We start from the raw sequence: 26942 nt of genomic DNA, 5'->3' as shown, positions 1-26942 counted from the left end.
GCCCGCAGCGCGCGCGGATCAGGCGAAGACCGCGCGGCGCAGAAGGTTCAGACCGGCCACCAGCAGCACCCAGAGCGTCGCCCGCCGGAAGGCGCGCTGGTCGATCCGGTCCTGCACCGCGCTGCCGAGCAGCATGCCGAGGATCGCGGGCGGGATCATCGCGACCGACAGCCAGACCGTGGCCGCGTTGAGCACGCCCGAGCCCGTATGCGCCAGCGTCAGCCCCACCGCACCCAGACCGTAGATCACGCCCTGCACCCGCATCTGTTCGCGCTTTTCGGTGTTGAGCGCGGTCAGATAGGCCACCGTGGGCGGGCCCCAGATGCCCGACACGCCGCCGATGCCCCCGGCAAGCGCCGCGATGCCCACTTCGAACCGGCGCGACGGGCCGAAGGGCAGCGCCCCGCTCCAGCCCGCGATCTGGGCCAGGGCGAACAGCACGATGGGCACGCCGATGATCGCCAGCAGCACCGAGACCGGCACCACCGTGACGAGTTGCGCCGACAGGAACAGCGCCACCGCCCCCACGATCAGGAACAGCCGGAACCGCTTGATCGAGCCCAGGGCCGCCTGCGGACCCTGCCGTAGGGCCTGCATCCCGTTCGTCACCACCGTCGGCAGGATCAGCCCCGCCAGCGCCAGTTCCGGCGCGACGATGGAACTCAGCCCCGAGATCATCACCATCGGCATGGCGAAACCCACGACCCCCTTGATGAAGCCCGCGAGCACGCCCACGCCAAGCGCGCCGGCCCATTGCAAGGGCGTCAAAAGGTCCAGAAGCATCTCCATCCGCGACCTGATATCAAAGAGGGCAGAAACAGCCAGCACAAAGCGCCGCGCAATATTCGTAACGAATCACACAAATCCTGCGTATGAATATTGCGCTGCAACTGCGAAGGCGCTATGCGGAAGGCCAATCGACAGAAGGATGCGAACCATGGCTCACGACGGTCAGGATCTGACACTCACCGGCAGCGTTGTCCTGCCCGATCTCTTGGCTCTCACCAAGGCCGCCGTTCCCGCAGCCGAGGCCGTGCTGGCTCTGGCCAAGGACGCGCTGGCCAAGCGCGTCACCGAAGACGGCCGGGTGTCGGCCGCTCTGATCGACCGTGAACAGACCGCGGCGCATGGCTTTGCCTGGCTCGCCACCTATGTCGAGGCACTGCGCGAGATGCAGCGCTGGGCCGAGGCGCTGCAGGCCGAGGGCAATTTCGGCGAGGTCGAGGAATTGCTGCACCAGATCGCCTTCGGCGAATACCTGCACCAGATCGCGGGCGGCATCCCGATGAACCAGGGCGAGGTGTTCCGCCTCGCCGAACTCGGCCTCGGCTGGACCGCGCTCGACTCCTTCCAGGAGCCCGCCGTGCAGTCGCTGATGGCCGAGGGCAACACCGCCCCCGCGCGGATGCGCCTCGTCGAGCTGATGCGCGAACGCTCCGCCGAGATCACCGTGGGCCGCTCGGGTCTCGACGAAGAGCTCGAGATGATCCGCGAGCAATTCGCGCGCTATGCCGCCGACAAGGTGGCGCCCCATGCCCATGAATGGCACCTCAAGGACGAGCTCATTCCGATGGAGATCATCGAGGAGCTTGCCGAGATGGGTGTCTTCGGCCTGACCATCCCCGAGGAATACGGCGGGCTTGGCCTGTCGAAAGCGTCGATGTGCGTCGTCTCCGAGGAGCTGTCGCGCGGCTATATCGGCGTGGGCTCGCTCGGCACGCGTTCCGAGATCGCCGCGGAGCTGGTGATCGCCGGCGGCACGCCCGAGCAGAAGGAAAAATGGCTGCCGGGCCTCGCCTCGGGCGAGATCCTGCCGACCGCCGTCTTCACCGAACCCAACACCGGGTCGGACCTGGGCAGCCTGCGCACCAAGGCCGTGAAGGACGAGAACGGCGACTGGATCCTCAACGGCAACAAGACCTGGATCACCCATGCCGCGCGCACCCATGTGATGACGGTGCTCGCGCGCTCGATCCCCGGCACCGACAATTACAAGGGCCTGTCGATGTTCCTCGCCGAGAAGACCCCCGGCACGGACGAGGCGCCCTGGCAGGACGCGGGCATCTCGGGCGGCGAGATTGAGGTCCTAGGCTATCGCGGCATGAAGGAATACACCGTCAATTTCGACGATTTCAAAGTGAAGGGCGAGAACCTTCTGGGCGGCGAAGAGGGAAAGGGCTTCAAGCAGCTCATGGAGACGTTCGAGAGCGCCCGCATCCAGACCGCCGCGCGGGCCATCGGGGTGGCGCAGAACGCGCTCGATACCGGCATGAAATACGCCGAGGACCGCAAGCAGTTCGGCCGCGCGATCATCGAGTTCCCGCGCGTCGCCTCCAAGCTCGCGATGATGGCCGTGGAGATCATGGTCGCCCGTCAGCTGACCTATTTCTCGGCGCGGGAAAAGGACAATGGCCGCCGCTGCGACATCGAGGCGGGCATGGCGAAACTCTTGGGCGCCCGCGTTGCTTGGGCCGCGGCGGACAATGCGCTGCAGATCCATGGCGGCAACGGGTTCGCGCTGGAATATCCCGTGAGCCGCATCCTCTGCGACGCGCGGATCCTCAACATCTTCGAGGGCGCGGGCGAGATCCAGGCACAGGTGATCGCACGTCGTCTTTTGGGCTGAGCCCGCGCCAAAACCGTCTGACGGACAGGCCCCGCGCGGCATTTGCCCGAGCGGGGCCTTTTCTTTTGGCCGCGCTTTGGGCAGGTTCCGGCACAGTCAACACAGGGGGGCTCAAGATGTTTCTCGGGATCGATATCGGCACATCCGGCGTCAAGGTCTGCCTCATCGACGCGAAGACCCGCGTGATCGGCGATGCCACGATGCCGCTGACGATCTCGCATCCGAGACCCGGCTGGTCGGAACAGACGCCCGCCGATTGGTGGGCGGCGGTGGTCGCGGCCACCCGGACCGTGCTCGAGGCGCATCCCGGAACGGCGGGCAGGATCGAGGGCATCGGCCTCTCGGGGCAGATGCACGGCGCCGTGCTGCTCGATGCCGCCTGCGACGTCATCCGCCCGGCGATCCTGTGGAACGATGGCCGCTCGGAGGCGCAATGCGCCGAAATCACCGCCCGCGACCCGGCCCTTGCCGAGATCGCGGGCGTGCGGCCCATGGCGGGCTTCACCGCGCCGAAGCTGATGTGGCTGGCCCGGCACGAGCCCGAGGCTTATGGCCGCGTCGCCCATATCCTGCTGCCCAAGGACTGGATCGGCTACCGGTTGCACGGCGGGCTGGTGACGGATCCCTCCGATGCCGCGGGCACGTTCTGGCTGGATCAGGCCGCGGCGACGTGGTCGGACGCGCTTTGTGACGCGACCGGAACGCAGATCGGCTGGCTGCCGGAACTCCGCGCGGGCAATGCCGTCGCGGGTATGCTGCAGGACGAGGCGGCGCAGGCGCTCGGCCTGCCGGCGGGCCTTCCGGTGGCTGCGGGCGCGGGCGACGCGGCGGCGGGGGCCGTGGCCATCGGCGCGATCCGCGAGGGCGAGGGCTTCATCTCTCTGGGCACGTCCGGGCAGGTTTTCCTGCCGACCGCCACCTATCGCGCCGCACCGGAGGCGGGCGTGCATTCCTTCGCCCACACCCTGCCCGGGCTCTGGTTCCAGATGGCCGCGATCCTGAACGGCGCACGCCCGATGAGCTGGTTCGCCGACGTCGCGCAGGCCCCGATCCCGACGCTTCTGGACGAGGCGTCGCGCGTGAACCTCGACCGCTTGCCGCTGTTCCTGCCCTATCTGACCGGCGAGCGGACGCCGCATGGCGACACCGATATCCGCGCGGGCTTCTACGGGCTGTCGAACGGCACCGGGCGGGCCGAGATGATGCGCGCCGTGCTCGACGCGATCGCCATGAGCCTCGCGGATGCCACCGCCGCCATCGCCAGCGCGACGCCGCTGCCGCGCGCGATGCTGACGCTGGGCGGCGGGGCGCGGAGCGACCTGCTGCTGCAGACCATCGCCGATGCGACGGGTCTGACGCTCGAACGCGGGGAGAAGGCCGAGATCGGCCCGGCTTACGGTGCGGCGCTGCTGGGCGCCTCGGCCGTGGGCGCGGGCGCCATCGAGACGCTGGTGCGGCGCCCGGACGTGACCGCGCGCTTTGCGCCGTCGGAGGCTGGCGCCGCGCGGCTCGCGCCGCGGCTGGAGGCGTACCGCGCGCTCTACCAAGCACTGAAGCCGATCAGCCGGATGGCGTATTGAGCGGCTATCCAAGCGGGAGTTGACGGGGCAATCGCGTCCGAGGTTGTCGGGTCTAGTGTCCAGCCCGGTCAAGCGTCAGCAACCCGAACGGCAAGATAGATGCCAGTCCGGAAGGGCTGCTTCGAACAACGGCCCCCCGTCTGGCGTGCGGTTGCGTGCCGCGCCAGCGCCAGTCCGGCGGGATGGCGCTGCAAGGCTCGGGCGGCGCGTTTAGTCTCGTCACGTCCTTGCGCGCTACGAACGACGCGCCGGCGCCACCAAAGCGCCAGCCCGGTGGGACCGGACTGGCGCTGGCCCGGCACCCTCGGTGCTGTTCGGGCCGCGCGGTTCAACCATCCGCGGCCCGGAACACGTGGTCACGGGCATCCGCTGCCCCTCACGACACCATCGGCAGGTTCCGCGGCGCCTCGCCCTTCAACGCGCGCCAGGCATTGGCCACCGCGGGCGCGATGGGCGGGGTGCCGGGCTCTCCGATCCCGGTCGGATCGGCGTCGGACGCGATGATCTCCACCTCGACCTCCGGCATCTCGGTGATCCGCAGCATCCGGTAGGTGTCGAAATTGCGCTCCTGCACCACGCCGCCCTCGCCCAGCGTCAGCGCGTTGTAGAGAGCCGAGCCGAGGCCGTAGCCAAGCCCGCCCTCGATCTGCGCGCGGATGACGTTCGGATTGACCGCGATGCCGCAATCCACCGCGACCCAGACCTTGTGCACCCGGGGCGTGCCGCCATCGTCGGACACTTCCGCGATCATCGCGCAATAGGTCGAGAAACTCTCGTGCAGCGCCACGCCATAGGCCCGGTCGCCCTTCACGCGGTTGCCGTCCCAGCCGGCCATTTCGGCTACACGCTCAAGAACCGCGCGGTCGCGTCCCGCATCCTCCTTGAGAAGGTCGAGCCGGCCCTGCACCGCGTCCTTGCCGGCCTTCTCGAGAAGTTCGTCGAGAAACACCTCGGTCGCGTAGGCCGTGTGGGTATGCCCGACCGAGCGCCACCAGAGCACCGGCACCGGGCTTTCCATCCGCACCCAGTCCACCGTCAGGTTGGGCAGGTTGTAGGGCATCTTTGTCGAGCCCTCATAGGCGGTCGGGTCCTCGGGATTGCCCTGGTCGAGCATTGTGCCGTTGATGATCGACTGGTTCACGATCCGGTCTTCCCAGCCGACGATATTGCCATCGGCATCGAGCCCGCCGCGCAGCTTGTGGACCGTCAGCGGCCGGTAGAAGCCGCCGGTCATGTCGTCCTCGCGGGTCCAGATCAGCTTCCAGGCGCCGTCCCCGCCCGCCGCCTTGGCGATCTCGGCGATTTCCGATCCGATCTGCGGGACGGTCTGCGCGCGCCGCCCGAAAGAGCCGCCCGCGAACATCACGTTCATGGTGACCTTCTCGGGATCGAGGCCCAGGGTCTGCACCACGGCCCCCTTGTCGAAGCCCGGAAACTGCGCGCCCATCCAGATCTCCGCCGTGCCCTCCCGCACCTCGAGGACCGCATCCATCGGCTCCAGCGTCGCATGGGCGAGATAGGGGAAGGTGAACTCGGCCTCGTGCACGGTCGCCGCACCCTCAATGGCGGCGGCGCTGTCGCCCGCCTCCTCGACGATCAGGCCCTGGCTTTGCGCGGCCTCGCGGAAGGCCGCGGTGATCTCAGCCGAAGAGCGGGTCTCGGCCGCCGACATGTCCCACTCGACCGACAACGCGTTGCGCCCCTTGATTGCCGCGGCGGTGGAGGTCGCGTAGACCGCGACGCCTTGCGGGATCTGCCGCACGGCCGTGACGCCGCGCACCTTTTCGGCCTCGGTCGCGTCGAAACCGGCCACCGTGGCGCCCATCACGTCGGGATGGCGCACGACCACGTATTCCATGCCGTCGCGATAGACATCCATGGTGAAGGTCGCGGTGCCGTTCGACTTCGCCCGGCTGTCGACCTTGGGCATGTCGGTGCCGATATAGGTGAATTCCGAGGGGTTCTTGACCGCCGGTTCCACCGGCACGTCCTGCCGTGCGGCGGCCTCGGCCAGATCGCCGAAGGTGGCCGATTGGCCCGACCCCTCGTGGCGAACGACGCCCTGTGCGACGGTTATGCCGGCGGCATCGACGCCCCATTCCTCGGCGGCGGCGGCGACCAGCATGGCGCGCGCGGCGGCCCCGGCCTGACGCATCTGCATCCAGCTGTTGGCCATCGCGGTCGAGCCGCCGGTGGCCTGCAGCCCGAAGAAGAGGTTCTTGTAGAGCTCATCGTTGGCGGGTGCGCTTTCGACGCGCATCTGGTCCCAGCGGGCGTCCATCTCGTCGGCGACGAGCGTGGCAAGGCCGGTATAGGGCCCCTGCCCGAACTCGATATGCTTGCAGATGAAGGTCACCGTGTCGTCGGGTGCGACCCGGACGAAGGCGTTCGGCGCGAAAGTGCCCTCGCCCGCGTCGCCAGTGGTCATCACCGCGGCGGCGCCCGATTGCGCGCGGCCCTTGAGCGGCAGCGAGACCCCGATCACCAGACCGGCGGAGGAGGCAAGGAATTGGCGGCGTGTCTGCGTGGTCATGGCTCAGCCCTCCAGCGTGTCGGCGGCGTCGTGGATCGCGGCGCGGATGCGGACATAGGTCGCGCAGCGGCAGACATTGCCCCACATCGCGTTGTCGATATCGGCATCCGACGGCTTCGGCGTGTCCTTCAGCAGCGCCGTCGCGGCCATCACCTGACCCGACTGGCACCAGCCGCATTGCGGCACGTCGATCTTGGTCCAGGCGTTCTGCACGGCCTCGGCTTCGGGCCCGTCCAGCCCCTCGATCGTGGTGATCTCAGCCCCGTCGAGCGTGCCGACCTGCGTCTGGCAGGACCGCACCGGCGCGCCGTCCAGCATCACGGTGCAGGCGCCGCATTGCGCGATGCCGCAGCCGAACTTGGTGCCGGTCAGGCGCAGCTCGTCGCGCAAGGCCCAGAGGAGCGGCGTGTCGTCGTCGACGTCGAGCGTCACCGATTTTCCGTTCACGGTGAAGGTGGCCATGTCTGTCTCCTTGGATTGGAACGGGTCCGGTGCCGCGGAAGGCGCGCAAGGATGCAGCGGAACACCCGGGGGCGCGGCGCGGCGATGGACCCGTCATAGATGATTCTCAGATGGACCCGTCATAGATGATTCTCAAAGGCCACCTAATCCGCCCCGCCCGGCGGTCCATGTCTTTTCCACCGGCGCGCCACCGGCAGGGCCCGCGCCCGAAATCGGGCGGGCCTCGAACAGCTGCCCGCGGGCGGCAAAAGCACTCCCGGGGCGGACCTTTCGCACGATTCCGTGTGATTGCCCCCGCCGGGAGGTGGAAGCCGGGTGTGCCTGACGCTAGGATAAGATACAGACCGCACGGCCCGACCCTTCCCCGTTCCCGGCAGGAGAGCTTACTTGTATCCCACGCGCATGATCCCCTGCAGCATCGCGGGAATTCTGAGTTCGGTGGTCTTTTGCCTGCCAGCCTTTGCCCTCAGCGATATCGACATTCGCGTCGACGCCCCCTCGGAAGCGGTCCAGGAGGATATCGCGGCGGCCATCGAAGCCGCCTCCTCCCTCGTCTCCGGCGAGGCCGAGGGGCTGACGACACCGCAGGAGGTCGCGGCAGCCGCGCTCTCCGATTACGCCAACGTGGTGGGCGTGCTCTACGATCAGGGCTATTTCAGCGGCGTGGTGTCGATCGAACTCGATGGCCGCGAAGCCTCCGAGATCGAGCTTCTGGCGCTGCCGGAGGCCTTTCGCCGCGGGGTGATCCGGGTTCAGACGGGCCCGCGTTTCACCTTCCGCGAAACCACCATCGCCCCGGTGCACAAGGACACGGAGCTGCCCGAGGGCTTCGCGCCGGGCGAGGTCGCGAAGACCGCCGTGGTCCGCGACGCGGTCTCCGCCACGATCGAGGGATGGCGCCAGGAGGGCTATGCCAAGGCGCGCACCGCCTCCGAAAGCGCCACGGCCTTCCACGACGCGGCAGAACTCGCGATCCGCATCGGCATCGACCAGGGTCCGCGCGTGCGTTTCGGCGAGATGATCCTCGGCTCGCAAAGCGCGGTCCGGCCCGCCGCCCTGCGGCGCATCGCGGGCTTTCCCGAGGGCCAGCGCTTCGATCCCGACGACGTGACGACCGTGACCGGCCGGTTGCGCGCCACCGGCGCGTTCTCCTCGGTGACGCTGAGCGAGGCCGAGACCGTCGCGCCCGACGGCACCATGGACATGACCCTCGAGGTCAGCGACCGCAAACCCCGCCGCATCGGTTTCGGCGCGGAATATTCCACGCTCGAAGGCGTGGCGCTGACCGCGTTCTGGATGCACCGCAACATCTTCGGCGGCGCGGAGCGTCTGCGCTTCGACGGGTCCATCTCGAATATCGGCACCGCCGAAAGCGGCGTCGACTACAGCATCTCCGGCCGTCTCGACATCCCGGCAATCTACGGCGCCGACACGAACGGCTACCTGACCGCGTCGCTGACGCGCGAGGACGAGCCGACCTACATCTCGAACCGCGCCGAGGCCGAGGTCGGCGTCACCCGGGTGCTCAACGACCGCTACACCGCGGAGCTGGGCCTCGGGCTGTCCTTTTCGCGGACCGAGGACGACCTCGGCACGCGGGACTTCCTGCTGGTGACGCTGCCCGCGACGCTGACCTACGATGTCCGCTCGAACGAGCTGAACCCGCGCCAGGGATATTACGCGACCGCCACGGCGACGCCCTTCGGCGGCATCACCGGAACCGAGAGCGGGCTGAAATTCGACCTCGACGCGCGCGCCTATCTGGGCTTCGGCAAGGGCGATCCGAGCGTCGCGGCCTTCCGGCTGCAACTCGGATCGGTGGTCGGCCCGGACGTGGAAAGCGCGCCGCCCGATTTTCTCTATACCTCGGGCGGCGGCGGCACGGTGCGCGGCCAGCCCTACCAGTCGCTGTCGGTCGACCTGGGCCAGGGCGACAAGATCGGCGGGCGCAGCTTCCTCGGCCTGTCGAGCGAGTTTCGCCAGGATGTGACCGACGCGATCGGCGTCGTGGCCTTCTACGACGCGGGCTATATCGGCGCCGAATCCTTCTATGACGGGTCGGGCGAATGGCATGCGGGCGCGGGGCTCGGCCTGCGCTACCAGACCGGCATCGGGCCGATCCGCTTCGACGTGGCCACGCCCGTCGGCGGCGAGACCGGCGACGGCGTGCAAATCTATATCGGGATCGGACAAGCCTTTTGAGACATCTCACCACTGCCCTTCTGACCGCCGGCGTCTGGATCGCGGGTCCCTCCGTCACCCTCGCGCAGGAGCGCGACGACAGCGAACGCGGTCGGCTCGAAGCGCTGATCGAGGACAACCTGTCCGGCGAAGGCTTCCAGGTCGACGTCGTGGGCTTCGAAGGCGCGCTGAGTTCCGAGGCGACGCTGCAATCGCTGACCATCGCCGATGCGGACGGTGTCTGGCTGACGCTGAACGGTGTCGTGCTCGACTGGAACCGCGCGGCGCTGCTGCGCGGGCGGGTCTCGGTCAACCAGCTGGTGGCCGACGAGATCCTCGTGCCGCGCCTGCCGGGCGGGTCCGGCGAAGAGACCACCGAACTGCCCGATGCCGAGGCCAGGCCGTTCAGCCTGCCCGAATTGCCGGTCTCGGTGCAGATCGGGCGCATCGCCGCGGAACGCGTGGTACTCGGCGCGCCGCTTCTGGGCGAAGAGGCCGTCGTCAAGCTCGAGGGTTCCGCGAGCCTCGAAGGCGGCGAAGGCGAGGTGGATATCGCCATCGACCGGATCGACCGGGGCGGATCGCTCAGCCTTGTCGGCTCGTTCCTGAACGAGACCGGCGTGCTGTCTCTGGACCTGTCGCTCGAGGAACCCGCGGGCGGGATCACCGCCAAGCTCATCAACCTGCCGGGCGAGCCGCCCGTCGCGGCCTCCATCGCGGGCGAGGGCCCGCTGTCGGACTTCACCGCCGATATCCTGCTGGCCACCGATGGCGAGGACCGCATCACCGGTCAGGTCGAGGTGCGGGCGCTCGAAGGCGCGCAGGAGGGCACCGGGTTCCGCGCGCAGATCGCCGGCGATATCCGCCCGCTGCTGGCGCCCGAGAACCGCGAATTCTTCGGCGACAATCTCAGCCTCGATGTCGCGGGCCAAAGCCTCGCCACCGGGGCGCTGACGATCGACACGCTTGCCCTCGACAGCGAGGCGATCAAGCTGAACGGCGATCTGGCCCTCGGCCCCGACAAATGGCCCGAGCGGATCCGCCTGACGGGCAGCATCGACGGGCCGGAGGGCAGCCCGATCCAGCTGCCGATCCCCGGCCCCGTGACGCGCATGGACAGCGCCAATTTGAACGTGCGCTACGATGCGTCGCAGGGCGATGGCTGGACCGCGGAACTTTCGGTGGTGGATTTCGATCAGCCGACCCTCTCGGCCGACCAGTTCCGCATCGACGGCGCGGGCACGCTGATCCGCGGCACCGGCAACGCCATCGGGCGCATCGATGGCCGCCTCGACATCACCAGCGACGCGCTGGCCTTCGCCGATCCAGCGCTGGCCGAGGCGGTGGGCACCACGCTGAACGGCCTTCTGGCCTTCGCCTTCCAGGAAGGCGAGGCGCTGCGCCTGACCGAGATCGACCTCGACGGGGCGGGCGTGGCCATCGACGGGGCGCTGCAGATCGGCGGCCTGACCGACAACCTGAACCTCGCCATCGACGGCGATCTGCAGATCGCCACCGACGATATCGCGCGCTTCTCCGCCCTTGCGGGCCGGCCATTGTCGGGCGGCGCCGATGCCCGGGTCTCGGGCCGGGTGGAGCCGCTCTCGGGCGCCTTCGACGCCGAGATCACCGGCACCGTCCGCGACCTCGTGACCGGCATCGCCGAGGCCGACCGCCTGCTCGACGGGGCGACCGAACTCGCCCTCAGCGCGCGGCGCGACGGCGCGGGCATCCTCTTGCGCAGCCTGACCGTCGATGCCCCCGAAGCGCAGCTTTCGGCCTCGGGCCGGCTCGGCGGGCAAACCGGCAATGCCGAGATCGACCTGTCGCTGGCCGAGATCTCCGAGATCCTGCCGGAGCTGACCGGCGCGCTCGATTTCTCGGGCACGGCGCGAAACGACGGCGACGCCTGGCAGGTCGCGGGCGATATCAGCGGCCCCGGCGGGACCCGCGCGGTGATCGATGCGGCGCTGCAGCTCCTCGAAGGGCAACTGCAGGCCGTGGGCGGCACGCTGACCGCCGACGTGGCGGACCTGTCGGTCTATTCCGGCGTCGCGCGGCGCTCCTTAGGCGGCGCGGTCAGCCTGACCGCCGAAGGCAGCGCCGACCTGACGCTGGCCACGGCGCGCATCGCGGCATCGGGCGCCCTCACCGATCCGGTGACCGGCATTGCCGAAGCCGACCGCCTGCTCGCGGGCCGCACGACCTTCACCCTCGACGGCGCGAAAACCGAAGAGGGCTACTTGCTGCGGCTTCTGGACGTGGTCGGCGCGCGCCTGTCGGTGGATGCCAGCGGGCGCTACCTCGAGGATGACAGCGGGGCGGAGTTCGACATCCGTCTCAGCGATTTGGGCGACGTGGTCTCCTCCATGTCGGGCGGCGCGCGGGTGACCGGCACCGCGAGCCAGAGCGGCGAGGATTGGGATATCACGCTCGACGCCTCCGGACCGGGCGGGCTGACGGCGGATGTGGACGCGGTGGCGGTGGTTCAGGAGATGATGCCGCAATCGGTGTCGGGCGACGTGGCGCTGGCGGTGAACACGCTGGGCGCCTATGCGGGCCTGATCGGACGCCCGCTGTCGGGGTCGGTCGATGCGACCGCCAGCGGCGCCTACGATCTGACGACGGGTGCGGCGGATATCACGCTCGATGCGGAAGCCGCGGCCTTGTCCAGCGGCATCGCCGCGGTGGACCAGCTTCTGCGCGGCGGCGTCACCGATCTGCGCTTCCGCGGGGGCCGGACCGGCGCCGGCATCCTCGTGATCGAGGAATTCAACCTCGACACGCCGCAACTCGATGCGCAGGCCAGCGGCTCCTATTCCAGCGACGGCAGCCAGATCGTCTATGCGGCGCGGCTGGCCGATGTGGGCCTCTTCGTGCCCGAATTCAACGGCCCGGCCACGGTCGAGGGAAATGCCGTCGGCACCGGCGACGATTGGCGCGTCGATGCGAGCCTGACCGCGGTGGGCGGCGCGCAGGCCCGCGTGCAGGGTACGGTGGCGGGCGACGGATCGACGCTGGCGCTGGACGCCGCGGGCTCCGCGCCGCTTGGCCTCGCCAACCCGTTCCTCGAACCCAACCTCATCGGCGGCACGGCGAATTTCGACCTCTCGGTGAACGGTGCGCCGGGGCTCGACGCGGTGTCGGGCCGGATCACCACGCAGGGCGCGCAATTCACCATCCCGTCGCAAAGCATCGCGCTGACCGGCATCGATGCGGAGATCGGGCTGAACGGCGCGCAGGCGCAGATCAACCTCAGCGGCGATGTCGCCACCGGCGGCGCGCTGCGCGTCGAGGGACCAGTGGCCCTCGCCCCGCCCTTCGACGGCGATCTGACGATCGTGCTCGACGATGTCGTGCTCGCCGATCCGGGGCTGTTCCAGACGACGCTCGACGGGCAGCTGGCCTTGACCGGGGCGCTGGCCTCGACCGCGCTGCTGAGCGGGCAGATCGACTTGGGCCAGACCGAGGTGCGCGTGCCCTCGGGCGGCGGCGCGACCGCGCTCGGGTTCCCGGTGACCCATGTGGGCGAATCGAGCGCCGTGCGCCAGACGCTCCTGCGCGCGGGCCTCGAACCGGAGCCCGAACCGCAGGCCCGGCGCAGCGGCGGCGGCTTGAATTACGGGCTCGACGTGACCGTGAACGCGCCCTCGCGCATCTTCATCCGGGGCCGTGGCCTCGATGCGGAGCTGGGCGGCACGCTGGAGGTCGGCGGCAGCCTGCAGAACATCCAGCCGCGCGGGCGCTTCGAGCTGGTGCGCGGACGGCTCAACATCCTCGGGCAGCGGATCGAACTCGACGAGGCGACGATCGCGCCCGAGGGCGATTTCAACCCCTTCATCCGCGTCGTGGCCGAAACCCAAAGCGGCGAGACGCAGATCCGCGTGATCATCGAAGGTCAAGTCTCCGACCCCGAGGTGACCTTCGAATCGACGCCGGAACGACCGCAGGAGGAGGTGCTGTCGCTCCTTCTCTTCGGGCGCGACCTGTCGGAGATCTCGGCGCTGCAGGCGCTGCGGATCGCGGGCGCGATCAATACGCTGGCGGGACGCGGGCCCGGCATATCCGAGACGCTGCGCGCCAATACCGGGCTCGACAACCTCGATCTGCAGACCGCGCAGGACGGCACGACCTCGGTCAGCGTGGGCAAGTATATCGGCGAGAACGCCTATACGGACGTGACGGTCAACTCGGGCGGCGAGACGGAGATCAACCTCAACCTCGACATCACGAACAACATCACCGCGCGGGGCACGGTGACGTCGACCGGCAATACCGGCGTGGGCATCTATTACGAACGGGATTACTGACGGGGGCGGCGCCGCGCCCGGGCCTCAGACCTTTTCGCGGGTCTGCGCGTCGCGCCCGGCGCGGGTGATCTCGCCGGTGGCCAGAACCGGTGAGGCATCGTAGTCGCCGTCATCCAGCATCATCGCCACGCGTTCGAGCACGGCGACGATCATCGACTGCTCCCAATCGGGCAGGCTTTCGAATTTCTGGACGTAGCGCTGCTGCAGCGCGTTGGGCGCCGATTGCAGCCGCGCCTGCCCTTCGCGCGTGATGGTCAGGTCGATCTGGCGGCGGTCTTCGGCAGATTGGTGGCGCTCCAGAAGGCCGAATTTCTCGAGCTTCTTGATGAGCACGGAAATCGTCGCCTGGCTGACGCCCATCCGGTTCGCGATCTCGGAGGGGTGGCAATTGCCGGTCTCCGCCACGATCTGCAGGACGCGCAGTTGCACGGCCGTCAGGCCCGCGTCGCGCGCGAGGTTGCGACCGTAATCCTCTGTCGCGCGAAGGATTCGCCTGAGAGCCACGAGGCTCGTGTCGGTCCTGTCCATACGATGATCCGGCTCCGTTCCAAAGGCTTGCGCCACGGCATTCTGCGCCGTCGAAAGCGCGTCGCGTTCATCTAAGCCGTTGGTCTGGTGTTTATCAAGCATGTTACTTAGTTAGGCTCACTATATTTGAATGCAATCTCCCGGAAGAACCTTGACTCGCAAAACTGTATTTGCGATAATGCAATTCAGCAATCTTGGTCAGTTTTATCTATTTTCTTCAGGAAACCCTAGGGTTTTCGGTCAATCATTGGCGCAAATCCGGTTTGCGTCAGGCTTGGGGAAGAAAATTACTTAGTCCCTTGAAGTATCCTCTCCGGGCATTATACTTTATCAGGCAAAGCAAATCGTGTGAAGAAGGCGAAACCCGTGCAAACCCTGCAACAAACCGATTCCGACGGTACTGTCACCTTCCGCAAACCCGTGCGCGAGGATGGCGCTGCCATCTGGGAACTCATCCGCAGCTGCAAGCCGCTCGATGAAAACTCGATGTATGCGAACCTGCTGCAGGCCGATCATTTCCGCGACACCTGCGTCGTGGCGGAGATGGATGGCGATATCGTCGGCTGGATCTCGGCCTACATCACGCCGCAGGACCCCGATTCGATGTTCGTGTGGCAGGTCGCCGTTTCGTCCGACGCACGCGGTATCGGGCTTGGAACCCGCATGCTTTCTGCCCTGATGGCCCGCGAAGAGGCCGAGGATTGCAAGCGCATGAAGACCACGATCACGCTGGACAACGAGGCCTCCTGGGGCCTGTTCCAAAGCTTCGCGGATAAGAACAATGCCATCCTCTCCTCCGAGGCGCATTTCACCCGCGACACGCACTTCAACGGTGAGCACGCGACCGAACACATGGTCACGATCACCTTCCGTGAGGCGATCATCGAGAGCGCGGCCTGACACTGGCCGCGCACCGTTCCGCCCCTACTTTCCTCTCATATCCCCCCTAAGAAAGGACGTCCCATGTCGACGACCGTCACCAAAGATATTTTCGAGCGCCGCGAATCCGAGGCGCGTTCCTACTGCCGCAATTTCGATACCGTCTTCACCAAAGCTGCGGGCTCCGAGATGACCGATGCGGACGGCAAGACCTATATCGACTTTCTCGCCGGCTGCTCGTCGCTGAATTACGGGCACAACGACCCCGACATGAAGACGGCGCTGGTGGAGCACATCATGGGCGACGGCATCGCGCATGGTCTCGATATGTACACCACCGAGAAGGCGCGCTTTCTCGAGACCTTCGAGAGCCACATCCTGAAGCCGCGCGGCATGGACGATTACAAGGTCATGATGACTGGCCCCACGGGCACCAACGCCGTCGAGGCGGCGATGAAGCTTGCGCGCAAGGTCACCGGCCGTCGCAACATCATCACCTTTTCCAACGGTTTCCACGGCATGACCATGGGCGCGCTGTCGCTCACCGGCAATGCCAGCAAGCGCGCCGGTGCGGGAAATTCCTGCGGCGGTCTCTGCGGCGTCACGCACATGCCCTATGACGGGGCCTTCGGCGCAGGCGTCGACACGCTGAGCCAGATCGAGATGATGCTGGAGAACAGCTCTTCGGGCATCGACGCACCCGCCGCCTTCATCTTCGAGCCGATCCAGGGCGAAGGCGGTCTGAACGCCGCGTCCATCGAATGGATGCAGGGCATCGCCAAGCTTGCCGAAAAGCACGGCGCCATGCTCATCATCGACGACATCCAGTCGGGCTGCGGCCGCTCGGGCACCTATTTCTCGATCGAGGAAGCGGGCATCAAGCCCGACATGATCACCCAGGCGAAATCGCTTTCGGGTTTCGGCCTGCCGTTCGCCGCGCTGCTCATCAAGAAGCAGCACGATATCTGGAAGCCGGCCGAGCATAACGGCACCTTCCGGGGCAACACCCACGCCTTCGTCACCGGCCGCGTGACGCTGGAGAAGTTCTGGGCCGATGACAGCTTCCAGACCCAGGTGCAGGAAAAGGCCGTGCAGCTGACCGCCGGTCTACAGGTCATCGCCGACGAGATCCCGGGCGCCAAGCTCAAGGGTCGCGGCATGATGCAGGGCGTCGACGTGGGCTCCGGCGAGATGGCTTCGGACATCTGTGCCCGTGCCTTTGAGAAGGGCCTCATCATCGAGACCTCGGGTGCCGACGACGAAGTGGTCAAGGTGCTCGTCGCCCTGACCGTTCCGACCGAGACGCTTCAGAAAGGCCTCGACATCCTGCTCGAGGCCGTGCGCGAAGCGTCCGCCACCAACAAAATTGCAGCGGAGTAATCGACATGATCGTTCGCGACGAAAACCAACTCAAGGGCACCGACCGGGCCGTTTCCGATGCGGACTGGACCTCGGTCCGGATGCTTCTGGCCGATGACAACATGGGCTTCTCGTTCCATATCACCTACCTGAAGGCCGGTTCGGAGCACACGTTCCACTACAAGAACCACTTCGAAAGTGTCTACTGCATGTCCGGCAAGGGCTCGATCACCGATCTGGCCACCGGCGAGACGCACGAGATCAAGCCCGGCGTGATGTACGCGCTCGACCAGCACGACAAGCACACGCTGCGGGCCGAGGAAGAGCTTGTCATGGCGTGCTGCTTCAATCCGCCGGTCACCGGCAAGGAAGTGCACCGCGAAGACGGCTCCTATGCCGCGCCTGACGAAGCGGCCTAACCATATTCACGGGGTATTCATGACCACCGAGTTCAAGAACCACACGGTCGAGAAGATCGGCGGCACGTCGATGTCGCGCCTGGACGAGCTGCTTGAGCCGCTCTTCCAGGTGGGCACGCCCAGCTACGGACGGATGTTCGTCGTCTCGGCCTTCGGCGGGATCACCAACGCGCTTCTGGAGCACAAGAAGTCCGGTGAGCCCGGCGTCTACGCGCATTTCTCCGAGAACACCGAAGAGCACGGCTGGATGGGCGCGCTGTCCAAGGTCGACAAGCTGATGCGCGAGGCGCATGACCGCCTGCTGACCCATGCCGCCGACCGGTCCGATGCGAACGATTTCGTCCGCGACCGGGTCGAGGGCGCGCGCAATTGCCTGATCGACCTGCACCGGCTTTGCTCCTACGGGCATTTCCGGCTGTCGCAGCACATGTCCGTCACCCGCGAGCTGCTGTCGGGCCTGGGTGAGGCGCACTCCGCCTATGTCACCACGCTGCTCTTGCGCCGAAACGGCATCAATGCGCGTTTCGTGGACCTGTCGGGCTGGCGCGACGACCGCGAGATGAGCCTCGAGGATCGTATCCGCGACGGTCTCGACGGGGTCGATATCGACAGCGAGATGCCGATCATCACCGGCTACGCACAATGCGCCGAAGGGCTGATGAACAAGTACGACCGCGGCTATTCCGAGGTGACGTTCAGCCAGATCGCCGCGCTGACCAAGGCGCGCGAGGCGATCATCCACAAGGAGTTCCACCTCTCCTCCGCCGATCCTAAGCTCGTCGGCGCCGAGAACGTGCGCAAGCTCGGTCACACGAATTACGACGTGGCCGATCAGCTTTCCAACATGGGCATGGAGGCGATCCACCCGACCGCCGCCAAGGCCTTGCGCCAGACCCAGGTGCCGCTGCGCGTGACGAACGCGTTCGAGCCCGAGGACCCCGGCACGCTCATCGACGAGGCGGAGGCCGAACAGGGCGTCGCCGAGATCGTCTGCGGCGTGGACGTCTTCGCGCTGGAGCTGTTCGAGCAGGACATGGTCGGCGTGAAGGGTTACGACGCCCGGATCCTCGAGCTTCTGGCGCAGCATGACCTGCGCATCGTGTCCAAGACCTCGAATGCGAACACGATCACGCATTACGTGGACGCCCCGCTCAGCGCCATGCGCACCATCGAGAAGCGGCTGCACGAGAGCTATCCCAGCTCCGAGATCAATGTCCGCTCGACGGCCATCGCGTCGGTGATCGGGCGGGATCTGCGTGGTCTGCACGTGCTCGAGCGCGGGCTCGGCGCGCTGCGCGAGGCCGGTATCGACGTGATCTCGGCCCATCAGACGACGCGCACGGTCGATGCGCAATTCGTGGTCAACCGCGACGATCGCGACACCTGCATCAAGATCCTGCACGACACGTTCATGGGAAAGGGTGAGGCGACGGCCAAGCTCGTCGCCTGATCCCGCACCCCATTCAAACGACCCAGAAGCCCCGGACATTGTCCGGGGCTTTTTCATGCGCGCCCCGGTTGTCCCGGCACATCCGCGCCCCGGGATTTCAGACGCCCGCCTGCCCCGTCGCGGCAGAGCGCGATTGACATCGCGGCCGCGGGCGGCCCCACTTCCCCGAAAAGATGGAGGACGCCTTGGCCCGACTGCACCCGAACCCCTTCCGCGCGACGGGAACCCTGCCCGATCTGCCCCCGGGCATCCCGTTTCCGGAAGACGACGTGGCGCCGGTCCTGCATCTTCTGGCGCAATGCCCCGCCGCGGGCGAGACGCCGCTCGTCGACGCGCCGGACCTCGCGCGGGTCGCCGAGGTGGCGAGCCTGTCCCTCAAGGACGAACGCGGACGCATGGGGCTCGGCTCCTTCAAGGCGCTGGGGGCCGCGCATGTGATCGCGCGCGACGCCACCGAGACCGGCGCGGCGGACCTGCGCACAGCGCTTGCCGGGCGGTGCTACGTCACCGCCAGCGCCGGCAATCACGGCCTGTCGGTCGCGGCGGGCGCGCGCGTCTTCGGCGCCGAGGCCGCGATCTACCTGTCGGAGACCGTGCCCGAAGGCTTTGCCGACCGGCTGCGCGCCCAGGGCGCCCGCGTGGTCCGCGCAGGGGCTCATTACGAGGCAAGCATGCAGGCCGCCGCCGAGGCCGCGCAGGCCAATAGCTGGACGCTGCTGTCGGACAGCTCGTGGGAGGGATATACCGAGGCGCCGCGCATCCTGATGCAGGGCTACCTCGCGCTGATGGCCGAGGTGGTGACCCAGATCGGCCGGCCGCCCAGCCACATCTTCGTGCAGGCGGGTGTCGGCGGATTGGCGGTTGCCGTCGCCGCCAGCGCCCGCAAGGCCTGGGGCGCGGACGTGGTGATCGTGGTGGTGGAGCCCGAGGCCGCGCCCTGCATCGCCGCCTCGCTGAGCGCGGGCCACCCGGTCACGACCGAAGGGCCGGTGTCGTCCATGGGGCGGCTCGATTGCAAGGAGGCCTCGCTCATCGCGCTGAAGGGGCTCGCGCGGGATGCCGATGCGGTCGTGACCCTGTCCGACGCGGAGGTGGAAGCGCTGCTGCCCGCGCTCGACCGCGCCGGGCTGGCCACCACGCCCTCGGGGGCGGCGGGCGTCGCCGCCCTCATGGAAAGCGTGCCGATGCGCGCGGCTCTGGGCCTCGACGAAGACGCCCGCGTGCTGGCCTTCCTGACCGAGACCCCAGGATGAGCGGCTTCGCGCCCGATGAGTTCCGCACCCGCGTGGACCGGGCGCAGACGGCGATGGCCGCCGCCGGGCTCGATGCGCTGCTGCTGACGACGGAGCCCGATTTCCGCTATTTCTCGGGCTTCCTGACGCGGTTCTGGGAAAGCCCGACGCGGCCCTGGTTCCTGGTCGTGCCCGCCTCGGGCGATCCGGTGGCGGTGATCCCCGCCATCGGCCGCGCGCTGATGGAGACGACCTGGATCACCGATATCCGCAGCTGGCGCGCACCCGATCTCGTCGATGACGGCATCTCGCTGCTGGCCGCAACGCTGGCGGACCTGACACCTCCGGGCGGCGCCATCGGCCTGCCCATGGGCATGGAAAGCCATCTGCGCATGCCGCTTTCGGGCTTCTTCGCGCTTCAGGCCGCCTTGCAGGATCGCCATCTGGGGCCGGATGCCGATATCGTCCGCGGCCTCAGGATGGTGAAATCCGAGCCCGAGATCGCCGCCATCCGCGCCGCCTGCGGCGTGGCCGACCGCGCCTTCGCCCGCCTGCCCGAGATCCTCGCCCAGGGTCAGCCGCTCGACCAAGTGTTCCGCGATTTCCAGGCGCTCTGCCTCTCCGAAGGCGCCGATTGGGTGCCCTATGTGGCGGGAGCCGCGGCACAGGGCGGCTATCTCGACGTGATCTCGCCCGCGACCGGGACGCCGCTTGCCCGGGGCGACGTTGTGATGCTCGATACCGGGCTCATTCGCGCGGGCTATTTCTGCGATTTCGATCGCAACCTGTCGATGGGACCCGCCTCAACGGCTGTGAAGGAGGCCCATGCCCGCCTGATCGAGGCGACGGCGGCGGGCTTTGCCGCCGCGCGCGCCGGTGTCAGCCCGGCCGATCTGTTTCACGCCATGGCGCGCATCGCCTCCGATGGCGGGGCCGCCGAGGAAGCGGGCCGCTTCGGCCACGGCCTCGGTCAGCAGCTCACGGAATGGCCCTCGATCATTCCCGCCGACACGACGCCCCTGCCCGCCGGCACCGTGCTGACGCTGGAGCCCTCGGTCGCGCTGCCGGGCGGACGGATCATGGTGCACGAGGAAAACATCGTGCTGCGCGAGGATGGCGCCGAATGGCTGTCCACCCCCGCGGGCCCAGCGATCCCGGAGATCGGGCTATGACGCATTTCCCCTATGACAGCCTCGATGCCGACGAGGCCCGGATCGGCCTGATCGTCCTGTCGGCCGATGAAAGCCTCGAACGGGATCTGCGCGATCTCATGCCCTTGCGCGTGAACCTGCTGACCAGCCGCGTGCCCTCGGGCGACGAGGTCACCGAGGAGACGCTGGGCGCCATGGCCGAGGCCCTGCCGGCCGCAGCGCGGCTCCTGCCGCAGGCCCGGCGCTTCGACGCGGTGGGCTATGGCTGCACCTCGGGGGCGGCGGTGATCGGGCGCGCGCGGGTCGCGGCGCTGGTCGGCGGGGCGGTGCCTGCCCGCGCGGTGACCGACCCCGTGACCGCGCTGACCGCGGCTTGCGCCGCGCTCGGGCTGCGTCGCATCGCGATCCTGTCGCCCTACGTCGCCGCCGTCTCCGACCGGCTGCGCGCCGCGCTCTTGTCCGAGGGGATCGAGACGCCGCTTTTCGGCACCTTCGACGAGGCGGCGGAGGAAAAGGTGGTGCGGATCGCCCCGCACTCCATCATCGCTGCGGGCCGCGCGCTGATGGCCGAGGGCGGGGCCGAGGCGCTGTTCCTGTCCTGCACCAACCTGCGCACGCTTGGGGTGATCGCCCCGCTCGAACAGGCGCTCGGCCTGCCGGTCCTGTCCTCGAACACCGTTCTGGCCTGGCACATGCTGCGGCTGGCGGGGATCGCGGACCGGCGTCCCGATCTCGGCACGCTTTTCGCGGCGCATTGAGCCCGGGGGCTCAGCCCCGGCGCACCTCCGCCCGCGCGAGCTGCACCGCGAGGATGCCGCCCGCGATGACGACGACGCCCAGCCCGTCCCACAGGCTCAGCGGCTCGCCCAGAAGCGCCCAGGCGATGACCACGCCGAAGAACGGGTTGAGGAAATGGAAGGTCGCGCTGCGCGTGGCGCCGATCCGGTCGACCAGCAGGAACCACACGAGCGTGGCCAGCACGCCCGGCACCAGGACGGTGTACCAGAAGGCGAAGACCAGCGTGCCGGACCAGGCGATGACCAGCTCCTCGAAGAGGAGCGCAGGAAGAGCCAGCGCCGCCGCGCCCACGAACATCTGCAGGCCCACCACCATCAGCACGTTGCCCTTCGCGCTGGTGTTCTGCACCGTCAGCGTCGCCACCGCCAGCGACAGCGCCGCCACGATGCACAGCACGATCCCCGGCAGGTCCGCCCCGCCCGACAGCCGCGCGCCCATGATGATCGCCACCCCGACGATCCCCGCGAAGAGCCCCGCGACACCCCTCCGGGGCAGCTTTTCGCGCCACACCGTCCAGGCCAGAAGCGCCACGATCAGCGGCATGGTCGAGGCGATGATCGCGGCGAGCGACGCCTCCACCCGCTGCATCGCGATGAAATTCAGACCCAGATAGATCGCGTTCTGGCACAATCCGAAAATGACCACCGCGCGCCATTGCGCCCGGCTCAGATGCCAGGTCTGGCCCATGGCGCGCGCGATCCCGACGGCGATCAGCCCCGAGATGAAGAAGCGCAGCGACAGCGTGTAAAGCGGCGGGGCGGCCTGCACGATCACCCGCGCCGAGGTGAAGGCCGACGACCACATGGCCGCGAAGGCCAGCCCCATCATCACTGCGCGAATATCCATGCGGTCTCCTCAGGCCGACACATGACCCGGAGCCGGGACCGGGTGCAAGCCGGTAGCGCGCGCCTGCGCGCACCGGCCGCTGCAGACATGGCCTGCCGCGCGGGCTAGGATCGCGGCATGGCACGCAGCTTCGATCCCGATGCGCTTCTGTCGCAACCGCTCATGGCCAATCTCGCGACCATGTCGCCGGAGGGTCCCCGCAACGCGCCGGTCTGGTTTCTCTGGGAAGACGGGGCGCTCTGGATGCCCGGGGCGCGGTCCGGCTCTTCGGTGCACAGGCTCGCGCAGGATCCGCGATGCGCGGTGGAGATCGTGCATTTCGACAACGCGGCGGGCCTCCTGCTGCATCTCGGCCTGCGCGGGCGTGCGGCGATCCGGCCCATGGATGCGGGGCGCTTCCGTCGGCTTCTCGCCAAGTATCTCGGCCCCGAGGAGCGGGACTGGAACGCGTGGTTCATCGAGAACATCGCGCGCATCGATGATCCCGAGGGACGGCTGATCCGGCTCGAGCCCGAGACGGTTTTCACCAACAACGTGTCCCATTTCCGCACCGGTCCGGCGCTGGCATGGCCGCCCGCGCCGGAGGGCTGAGCGCGGAGGCCCGCCAACGAAAAGCCCCGCCAACCGGACGGCAGGCGGGGAAGTGGCACCCCACAGGCGGTGTGGGGCACTGGCGGTAACTGGAGGGGGTCGGCTTAGCCGCTCTCGGCCATCTCGGCGCGGATTTGCTGGCGCAGCACGTCGATCGGGACGATCTTGCCGTCGCGCTTGAAGTGCCAGTAGGTCCAGCCGTTGCAGGACGGTGCGCCTTCGAGATGCGCGCCCACCTGGTGAATCGATCCCTTCACGTCGAGCCCGACAAGCGTGCCGTCGGCGCGCACCTTCGCGCTCTTGCCCGAGGGCGAGGTTAGCGTCTCGCCGGGGCGCAGCATGCCGCGCTCCACAAGCTGTCCGAAGGGCACGCGCGGCTCGGCGCGCTTGGGTTTCATGGTCTCGAGCGCGGCCTTGTCGAACTTGCGCACCTTGGCGATCCGCTCGGCGGCGACGGCGCGGTAATCGGCCTCGCGCTCGATCCCGATCCAGTCGCGGCCCAGCATCTTGGCCACAGCACCCGTCGTGCCGGTGCCGAAGAACGGGTCGAGCACCACGTCGCCCGGATTGGTCGAGGCCACCAGCACCCGGTGCAGGAGCGCCTCGGGTTTCTGGGTCGGATGCGCCTTCTGGCCATCCGCGCCCTTCAGCCGCTCGCCGCCATTGCAGATGGGCAGCACCCAGTCCGAGCGCATCTGGATGCCCTCGTTCAGCGCCTTCAGCGCCTCGTAGTTGAAAGTGTATTTCGCCGCGTCCGATTTCGACGCCCAGATCATCGTCTCGTGGGCATTGGTGAAGCGCTTGCCGCGGAAATTCGGCATCGGGTTCGACTTGCGCCAGACCACGTCGTTCAGCATCCAGAAGCCCTCATCCTGCAGGGCGGCGCCGACGCGGAAGATGTTGTGGTAGGAGCCGATCACCCAGATCGCGCCATTGGGCTTCAGAAGCCGCCGCGCGGCCTTCAGCCAGGCGCGGGTGAAGGTGTCATAGGCCTGGAAGCTCTGGAACTGGTCCCAATCGTTGTCCACCGCATCGACAAGGCTGTTGTCGGGCCGGTGCAGCGCGCCCTTGAGCTGCAGGTTATAGGGCGGATCGGCAAAGATGAGATCGACCGACGCCTCCGGCAGCGCCTCCATCTCAGCGATGCAGTCGCCTTCGAGAATCGTGTTCAGAGGGAGCGCCTGCGCGCTCTTCAGATCGGTCATCTTCGTCATTTTGTCTCTGCCCCAAGACGTACGGCGCTTTGCGCTCTCAGTGGTTGGACAAAGACTGAGTCAAAGGCGATTCGCGGTCAATTTGTTTTTTGAATCAGGGGTTTGGCTTTTTACCTTGCCACAATATCTTGTGCACCGGTTTGAACGACGTCCTATGGTGTGGGGTCACCCCGAGATTTTCGAGCGCCGCCCTGTGGCTTTTTGACGGATAACCGGCATTCGTCTCCCAGCCATATCCGGGGAAGTGTTGCGCCAAATCCCGCATCTCCTTGTCGCGCCATGATTTCGCCACAATCGAGGCCGCCGCGATGGTGACCGAGCGGGCATCTCCCTTGACCAGCGCGGTCGCCGGATAGGCGCAATCGCGCGGAATGAGGTTGCCGTCGATCAGCAAATGACAGGGCGGCGCGGCCAGCCCCGCCACCGCCCGCATCATCGCCAGATGCGAGGCGCGCAGGATATTGAGCGTGTCGATCTCCGCCACGCTGGCGACCCCGATGGCCGTCTCCGCGCGGGCGGCGATCTCTTCTGCCAGCTGGTCGATCCGCGCCTTGCCGAGCGTCTTGCTGTCGGCAAGCCCCGCGGGCAGGCAGGCGGGATCGAAGACCACGGCGGCGGCGACGACCGGCCCTGCCAGCGGGCCGCGCCCGACCTCGTCCACGCCGATCACGCGGCGCGCGCCCTCGGCCAGAAGCGCCTGTTCATGCTGATCGTCCGGTCCGGTCATGGCCCCTTCCTGCCAAGCCGCGCGGCCCGGCGCCAGTGCCCGGGCCCTGACGCGCATGAAAAAGCGGACAGGCGCGGGTTCGGCCTGTCCCCGGCGACCGGGGGGGGGCGGGCAATGCCCGGCCCGCCCCGCTGCTCGTCCGATCCGCGTTCAGTAGCGCGGCGTGTGATAGCCGCGCTTGTCGAGGCAGCGTTCAACGAAGCCCACGATCTTGCGGCCATCCTTCTTCACCTTGATGTTGCAGGCGGCGGGCAGCGACGAGAAGGCGGGATAGTTCCGCTTCAGGCAGCCCGACGGGTAGAAGCCGCGGCTGCGATCGTCGGAGACCGGCAGGCGCACCCGGCATTGCGGCGGCAGCGTCCGCGGCCCGGCATGATAGCCGTACCCGCCATGGCGCGCGCCGCCGCGATAGGGATCGTCCCAATGCTTGCCCGGATGACCGCCATGGCGGGGCGGCGCGCCGTAGGGGCCGGGGTAGCCGTAGCGCCCGGCATCCTGCGCATGGGCCTGCTGCTGTTTCTGTTGCTGCTTCTGCTTCTTTTTCTTCTTGTCGTCGTCATCGTCGTCCTGCGCCGCCTCGATCGCGGTGCCGAGGATCAGAAGCAGCGCGACGCCGCCCGCGATCTTCGCGATCTCTTCGTTGGTGGCGGCGCGCGCCTGTGTCGATGCGAGGCTGAGCGCGGTGGCGACCGCCAGCACAAGGGTGATGAAACGTCGGGCCATGGGAACCTCCTTCTGGCTTTTGCGGCAGGCGGTCCGATCTGCCCGCGCGGGGCCGGATCGCCGAATGCCCCTAGGCTCGCCCGGTCCCGTCCGGTCGCTCAATGACAGCGGCGCGGTTATCGGATAGCGCCGCCCGGCGGGCCTGCGTTATTGAATGACGACGCGGGCTGGCGCAGTGTCGGGGCCATGAAACAGTTCATCCTGATCCTGGCCCTCGCGCTTGGCGCCGCACAGGCGGCCGAGGCCGCGTGCTACGCCGATTACAAGGCCAAACGCGAAAACCCCTTGCGGCTGCATTACGGCGTGGCTGAAATCGACGACGGCGCCTGCACCAAGGCCGCCGCCCGCAAAGCGCTGAAACCGCGTCTTGCCGAGGGTGGCTGGGCGCTTCTGAACGTGGTGTCGGTGTTCGACGCATCGGGGCTGGAAGAGAGGAAGGCGAGTGCCGGACCCAACTACCTCCGTTACTGAGTCCCGCCGCTCCGGCGTGCGGATCGTTACCCTTGGCCTTGCCGCGATCGTCGCCATGCTGGCGGCGCTCGGCGCGTGGCTCTTGTTCACCCTGCCCGATGCGGGCGCTTTCAACGACCGGGTCGAGCGCCTCTTCGTCGAGAATGACGACCTGACCGCGCAGGCCGAGGTCAAGCTTCTGGAAATCCTCGCCCAGTCCGGCACCGCCTTCGCCGAGACGCTGGAAAGCTACCGGGTGGTGATCTTCGTGCTGTTGATCTTCGCCACCGCGATGCTGATCGCGGCGCTGGTGTTCCTGGTGATGCTGGTGACGCTCAACCGCCGCATGGCCGCGGTGGAACGGTCGGGCATCGAGGTGTCCTCGCTGGTCATCAGCCGGGAGGAGAACACCGTCTATCTCAACACGATGGGCTTCAAGCTGACCGAGGCGATGATGGAGACGCTGGCGGTGCTGGCCGAGGCGCGCCTCGACGAGGAAATGCTGACCGGCGTGCAGATCGAGGCGATGATCTCGGGCCGGTCGGAGGCCGATTGCGACGAGGCGGCAGGCGCCACGCGGGTCAAGCGGCTGCGCGACGGGCTCGGCAACCAGATGGTGTCGGAACTGCTGGTCAAGACCATCGCCAAGCGCGGCTACGTGCTGGCGGTCGACAAGGGCGTGATCCAGGTGGTGTGACCGGTCCCGCCGGATCGGCGCGTGCGCATTCGGAGGGGCTGCGGGACGCCCCGGGGGTCACCGGTCACGCGCGTTTTCGTGTCGCGATGGTGGCAAACAGGGACGCCGCGGGGTGGCAGAGCGAAGGGACCCTTCGGATCGGTGGCCGATGTGCTGGCAGCCAACCCGATCATCGAGGACGCGGGG

Annotated in this window: 22 protein-coding genes; 14 read left to right on the top strand and 8 right to left on the bottom strand. The window is 67.9% G+C overall.

Annotation, left to right across the window (positions count from 1 at the left end):
• Positions 1-18: 18 nt before the first annotated feature.
• Positions 19-789, bottom strand: a complete 771-nt coding sequence (locus BW990_RS03295) for a sulfite exporter TauE/SafE family protein (RefSeq protein ID WP_076444925.1) — start codon at positions 787-789, stop codon at positions 19-21.
• Positions 790-937: 148 nt separating this feature from the next.
• On the opposite strand from BW990_RS03295, the gene BW990_RS03290 reads away from it, so the two are divergent.
• Together BW990_RS03290 and xylB are read left to right on the top strand one after the other, a co-directional pair.
• Positions 938-2626, top strand: coding sequence for an acyl-CoA dehydrogenase family protein (locus BW990_RS03290; RefSeq protein WP_076444923.1), 1689 nt, complete (start codon positions 938-940; stop codon positions 2624-2626).
• Between the two features lie 116 nt (positions 2627-2742).
• Positions 2743-4206, top strand: a complete 1464-nt coding sequence (xylB, locus tag BW990_RS03285; RefSeq protein WP_076444922.1) for a xylulokinase — start codon at positions 2743-2745, stop codon at positions 4204-4206.
• A 376-nt stretch (positions 4207-4582) separates the two neighbouring features.
• Here xylB and BW990_RS03280 read toward each other — a convergent pair whose 3' ends face one another.
• On the bottom strand, positions 4583-6739 hold the full coding sequence (locus BW990_RS03280) for a xanthine dehydrogenase family protein molybdopterin-binding subunit (protein ID WP_076444920.1): 2157 nt from the start codon (positions 6737-6739) through the stop codon (positions 4583-4585).
• Positions 6740-6742: 3 nt separating this feature from the next.
• The gene (locus BW990_RS03275) at positions 6743-7201 is read right to left on the bottom strand and encodes a (2Fe-2S)-binding protein (protein WP_076444918.1); all 459 of its coding nucleotides are present in this window, start codon (positions 7199-7201) and stop codon (positions 6743-6745) included.
• A gap of 387 nt (positions 7202-7588) precedes the next feature.
• On the opposite strand from BW990_RS03275, the gene BW990_RS03270 reads away from it, so the two are divergent.
• Both BW990_RS03270 and BW990_RS03265 read left to right on the top strand, forming a co-directional pair.
• A complete protein-coding gene (locus BW990_RS03270) occupies positions 7589-9403 on the top strand; it encodes an autotransporter assembly complex protein TamA (protein ID WP_234990145.1) in 1815 nt (604 codons plus the stop codon).
• The gene (locus tag BW990_RS03265; protein ID WP_083950446.1) at positions 9400-13692 is read left to right on the top strand and encodes a translocation/assembly module TamB domain-containing protein; all 4293 of its coding nucleotides are present in this window, start codon (positions 9400-9402) and stop codon (positions 13690-13692) included. The genes BW990_RS03270 and BW990_RS03265 overlap by 4 nt, the downstream gene beginning before the upstream one ends.
• Before the next feature lie 24 nt (positions 13693-13716).
• On the opposite strand, the gene BW990_RS03260 is transcribed toward BW990_RS03265, so the two are convergent.
• Positions 13717-14220 carry a MarR family winged helix-turn-helix transcriptional regulator gene (locus tag BW990_RS03260; RefSeq protein ID WP_076444916.1) on the bottom strand — a complete coding sequence of 168 codons (504 nt, stop codon included), beginning with the start codon at positions 14218-14220 and terminating at the stop codon, positions 13717-13719.
• 366 nt (positions 14221-14586) lie between these two features.
• Here BW990_RS03260 and ectA point away from each other — a divergent pair, with 366 nt between their 5' ends.
• The 7 genes from ectA to BW990_RS03225 all read left to right on the top strand — a co-directional run bounded on the left by ectA (position 14587) and on the right by BW990_RS03225 (position 21468).
• Entirely contained in the window at positions 14587-15120 is a 534-nt protein-coding gene (gene ectA / locus BW990_RS03255; protein ID WP_083950463.1) for a diaminobutyrate acetyltransferase, read from the top strand.
• A 63-nt stretch (positions 15121-15183) separates the two neighbouring features.
• On the top strand, positions 15184-16479 hold the full coding sequence (gene ectB / locus BW990_RS03250) for a diaminobutyrate--2-oxoglutarate transaminase (RefSeq protein ID WP_076444914.1): 1296 nt from the start codon (positions 15184-15186) through the stop codon (positions 16477-16479).
• 5 nt (positions 16480-16484) lie between these two features.
• Positions 16485-16877 carry an ectoine synthase gene (locus tag BW990_RS03245; RefSeq protein WP_076444912.1) on the top strand — a complete coding sequence of 131 codons (393 nt, stop codon included), beginning with the start codon at positions 16485-16487 and terminating at the stop codon, positions 16875-16877.
• A gap of 19 nt (positions 16878-16896) precedes the next feature.
• A complete protein-coding gene (locus BW990_RS03240; protein ID WP_076445153.1) occupies positions 16897-18327 on the top strand; it encodes an aspartate kinase in 1431 nt (476 codons plus the stop codon).
• Between the two features lie 185 nt (positions 18328-18512).
• Positions 18513-19580, top strand: coding sequence for a pyridoxal-phosphate dependent enzyme (locus BW990_RS03235; protein ID WP_407690122.1), 1068 nt, complete (start codon positions 18513-18515; stop codon positions 19578-19580).
• The gene (locus BW990_RS03230) at positions 19577-20731 is read left to right on the top strand and encodes a M24 family metallopeptidase (protein ID WP_076444908.1); all 1155 of its coding nucleotides are present in this window, start codon (positions 19577-19579) and stop codon (positions 20729-20731) included. Before BW990_RS03235 ends, BW990_RS03230 begins: the two co-directional genes overlap by 4 nt.
• Positions 20728-21468 carry a maleate cis-trans isomerase family protein gene (locus tag BW990_RS03225; RefSeq protein WP_076444906.1) on the top strand — a complete coding sequence of 247 codons (741 nt, stop codon included), beginning with the start codon at positions 20728-20730 and terminating at the stop codon, positions 21466-21468. The genes BW990_RS03230 and BW990_RS03225 overlap by 4 nt, the downstream gene beginning before the upstream one ends.
• Before the next feature lie 10 nt (positions 21469-21478).
• Here BW990_RS03225 and BW990_RS03220 read toward each other — a convergent pair whose 3' ends face one another.
• Entirely contained in the window at positions 21479-22354 is an 876-nt protein-coding gene (locus BW990_RS03220; protein WP_076444904.1) for a DMT family transporter, read from the bottom strand.
• A 117-nt stretch (positions 22355-22471) separates the two neighbouring features.
• Here BW990_RS03220 and BW990_RS03215 point away from each other — a divergent pair, with 117 nt between their 5' ends.
• Positions 22472-22945 carry a pyridoxamine 5'-phosphate oxidase family protein gene (locus tag BW990_RS03215; RefSeq protein ID WP_076444902.1) on the top strand — a complete coding sequence of 158 codons (474 nt, stop codon included), beginning with the start codon at positions 22472-22474 and terminating at the stop codon, positions 22943-22945.
• A 104-nt stretch (positions 22946-23049) separates the two neighbouring features.
• On the opposite strand, the gene BW990_RS03210 is transcribed toward BW990_RS03215, so the two are convergent.
• The 3 genes from BW990_RS03210 to BW990_RS03200 all read right to left on the bottom strand — a co-directional run bounded on the left by BW990_RS03210 (position 23050) and on the right by BW990_RS03200 (position 25609).
• Complete coding sequence (locus tag BW990_RS03210; RefSeq protein WP_076444900.1) at positions 23050-24159, bottom strand: site-specific DNA-methyltransferase; 1110 nt, start codon at positions 24157-24159, stop codon at positions 23050-23052.
• 94 nt (positions 24160-24253) lie between these two features.
• Entirely contained in the window at positions 24254-24886 is a 633-nt protein-coding gene (locus BW990_RS03205) for a ribonuclease HII (protein ID WP_076444898.1), read from the bottom strand.
• A 150-nt stretch (positions 24887-25036) separates the two neighbouring features.
• Positions 25037-25609: a hypothetical protein gene (locus tag BW990_RS03200; protein WP_076444896.1), complete on the bottom strand. Its 573-nt coding sequence runs from the start codon at positions 25607-25609 to the stop codon at positions 25037-25039.
• 186 nt (positions 25610-25795) lie between these two features.
• On the opposite strand from BW990_RS03200, the gene BW990_RS03195 reads away from it, so the two are divergent.
• Together BW990_RS03195 and BW990_RS03190 are read left to right on the top strand one after the other, a co-directional pair.
• Positions 25796-26080, top strand: a complete 285-nt coding sequence (locus tag BW990_RS03195; RefSeq protein ID WP_076444894.1) for a hypothetical protein — start codon at positions 25796-25798, stop codon at positions 26078-26080.
• Complete coding sequence (locus tag BW990_RS03190) at positions 26052-26756, top strand: hypothetical protein (RefSeq protein ID WP_076444892.1); 705 nt, start codon at positions 26052-26054, stop codon at positions 26754-26756. The genes BW990_RS03195 and BW990_RS03190 overlap by 29 nt, the downstream gene beginning before the upstream one ends.
• The last annotated feature ends 186 nt before the right edge of the window (positions 26757-26942 follow it).

It is taken from the genome of Roseivivax lentus (assembly GCF_900156805.1).
Lineage (GTDB): Bacteria > Pseudomonadota > Alphaproteobacteria > Rhodobacterales > Rhodobacteraceae > Roseivivax > Roseivivax lentus.
This window is presented reverse-complemented; position numbering and strand designations above follow the sequence as displayed.

Excerpts from the sequence above, each read along its gene's own strand:
- BW990_RS03295 (WP_076444925.1), bottom strand. The coding sequence starts at position 789 with ATGGAGATGCTTCTGGACCTTTTGACGCCCTTGCAATGGGCCGGCGCG.
- BW990_RS03290 (WP_076444923.1), top strand. The coding sequence starts at position 938 with ATGGCTCACGACGGTCAGGATCTGACACTCACCGGCAGCGTTGTCCTG.
- xylB (WP_076444922.1), top strand. The coding sequence starts at position 2,743 with ATGTTTCTCGGGATCGATATCGGCACATCCGGCGTCAAGGTCTGCCTC.
- BW990_RS03280 (WP_076444920.1), bottom strand. The coding sequence starts at position 6,739 with ATGACCACGCAGACACGCCGCCAATTCCTTGCCTCCTCCGCCGGTCTG.
- BW990_RS03275 (WP_076444918.1), bottom strand. The coding sequence starts at position 7,201 with ATGGCCACCTTCACCGTGAACGGAAAATCGGTGACGCTCGACGTCGAC.
- BW990_RS03260 (WP_076444916.1), bottom strand. The coding sequence starts at position 14,220 with ATGGACAGGACCGACACGAGCCTCGTGGCTCTCAGGCGAATCCTTCGC.
- ectB (WP_076444914.1), top strand. The coding sequence starts at position 15,184 with ATGTCGACGACCGTCACCAAAGATATTTTCGAGCGCCGCGAATCCGAG.
- BW990_RS03245 (WP_076444912.1), top strand. The coding sequence starts at position 16,485 with ATGATCGTTCGCGACGAAAACCAACTCAAGGGCACCGACCGGGCCGTT.
- BW990_RS03240 (WP_076445153.1), top strand. The coding sequence starts at position 16,897 with ATGACCACCGAGTTCAAGAACCACACGGTCGAGAAGATCGGCGGCACG.
- BW990_RS03230 (WP_076444908.1), top strand. The coding sequence starts at position 19,577 with ATGAGCGGCTTCGCGCCCGATGAGTTCCGCACCCGCGTGGACCGGGCG.
- BW990_RS03225 (WP_076444906.1), top strand. The coding sequence starts at position 20,728 with ATGACGCATTTCCCCTATGACAGCCTCGATGCCGACGAGGCCCGGATC.
- BW990_RS03220 (WP_076444904.1), bottom strand. The coding sequence starts at position 22,354 with ATGGATATTCGCGCAGTGATGATGGGGCTGGCCTTCGCGGCCATGTGG.
- BW990_RS03215 (WP_076444902.1), top strand. The coding sequence starts at position 22,472 with ATGGCACGCAGCTTCGATCCCGATGCGCTTCTGTCGCAACCGCTCATG.
- BW990_RS03210 (WP_076444900.1), bottom strand. The coding sequence starts at position 24,159 with ATGACGAAGATGACCGATCTGAAGAGCGCGCAGGCGCTCCCTCTGAAC.
- BW990_RS03205 (WP_076444898.1), bottom strand. The coding sequence starts at position 24,886 with ATGACCGGACCGGACGATCAGCATGAACAGGCGCTTCTGGCCGAGGGC.
- BW990_RS03200 (WP_076444896.1), bottom strand. The coding sequence starts at position 25,609 with ATGGCCCGACGTTTCATCACCCTTGTGCTGGCGGTCGCCACCGCGCTC.
- BW990_RS03195 (WP_076444894.1), top strand. The coding sequence starts at position 25,796 with ATGAAACAGTTCATCCTGATCCTGGCCCTCGCGCTTGGCGCCGCACAG.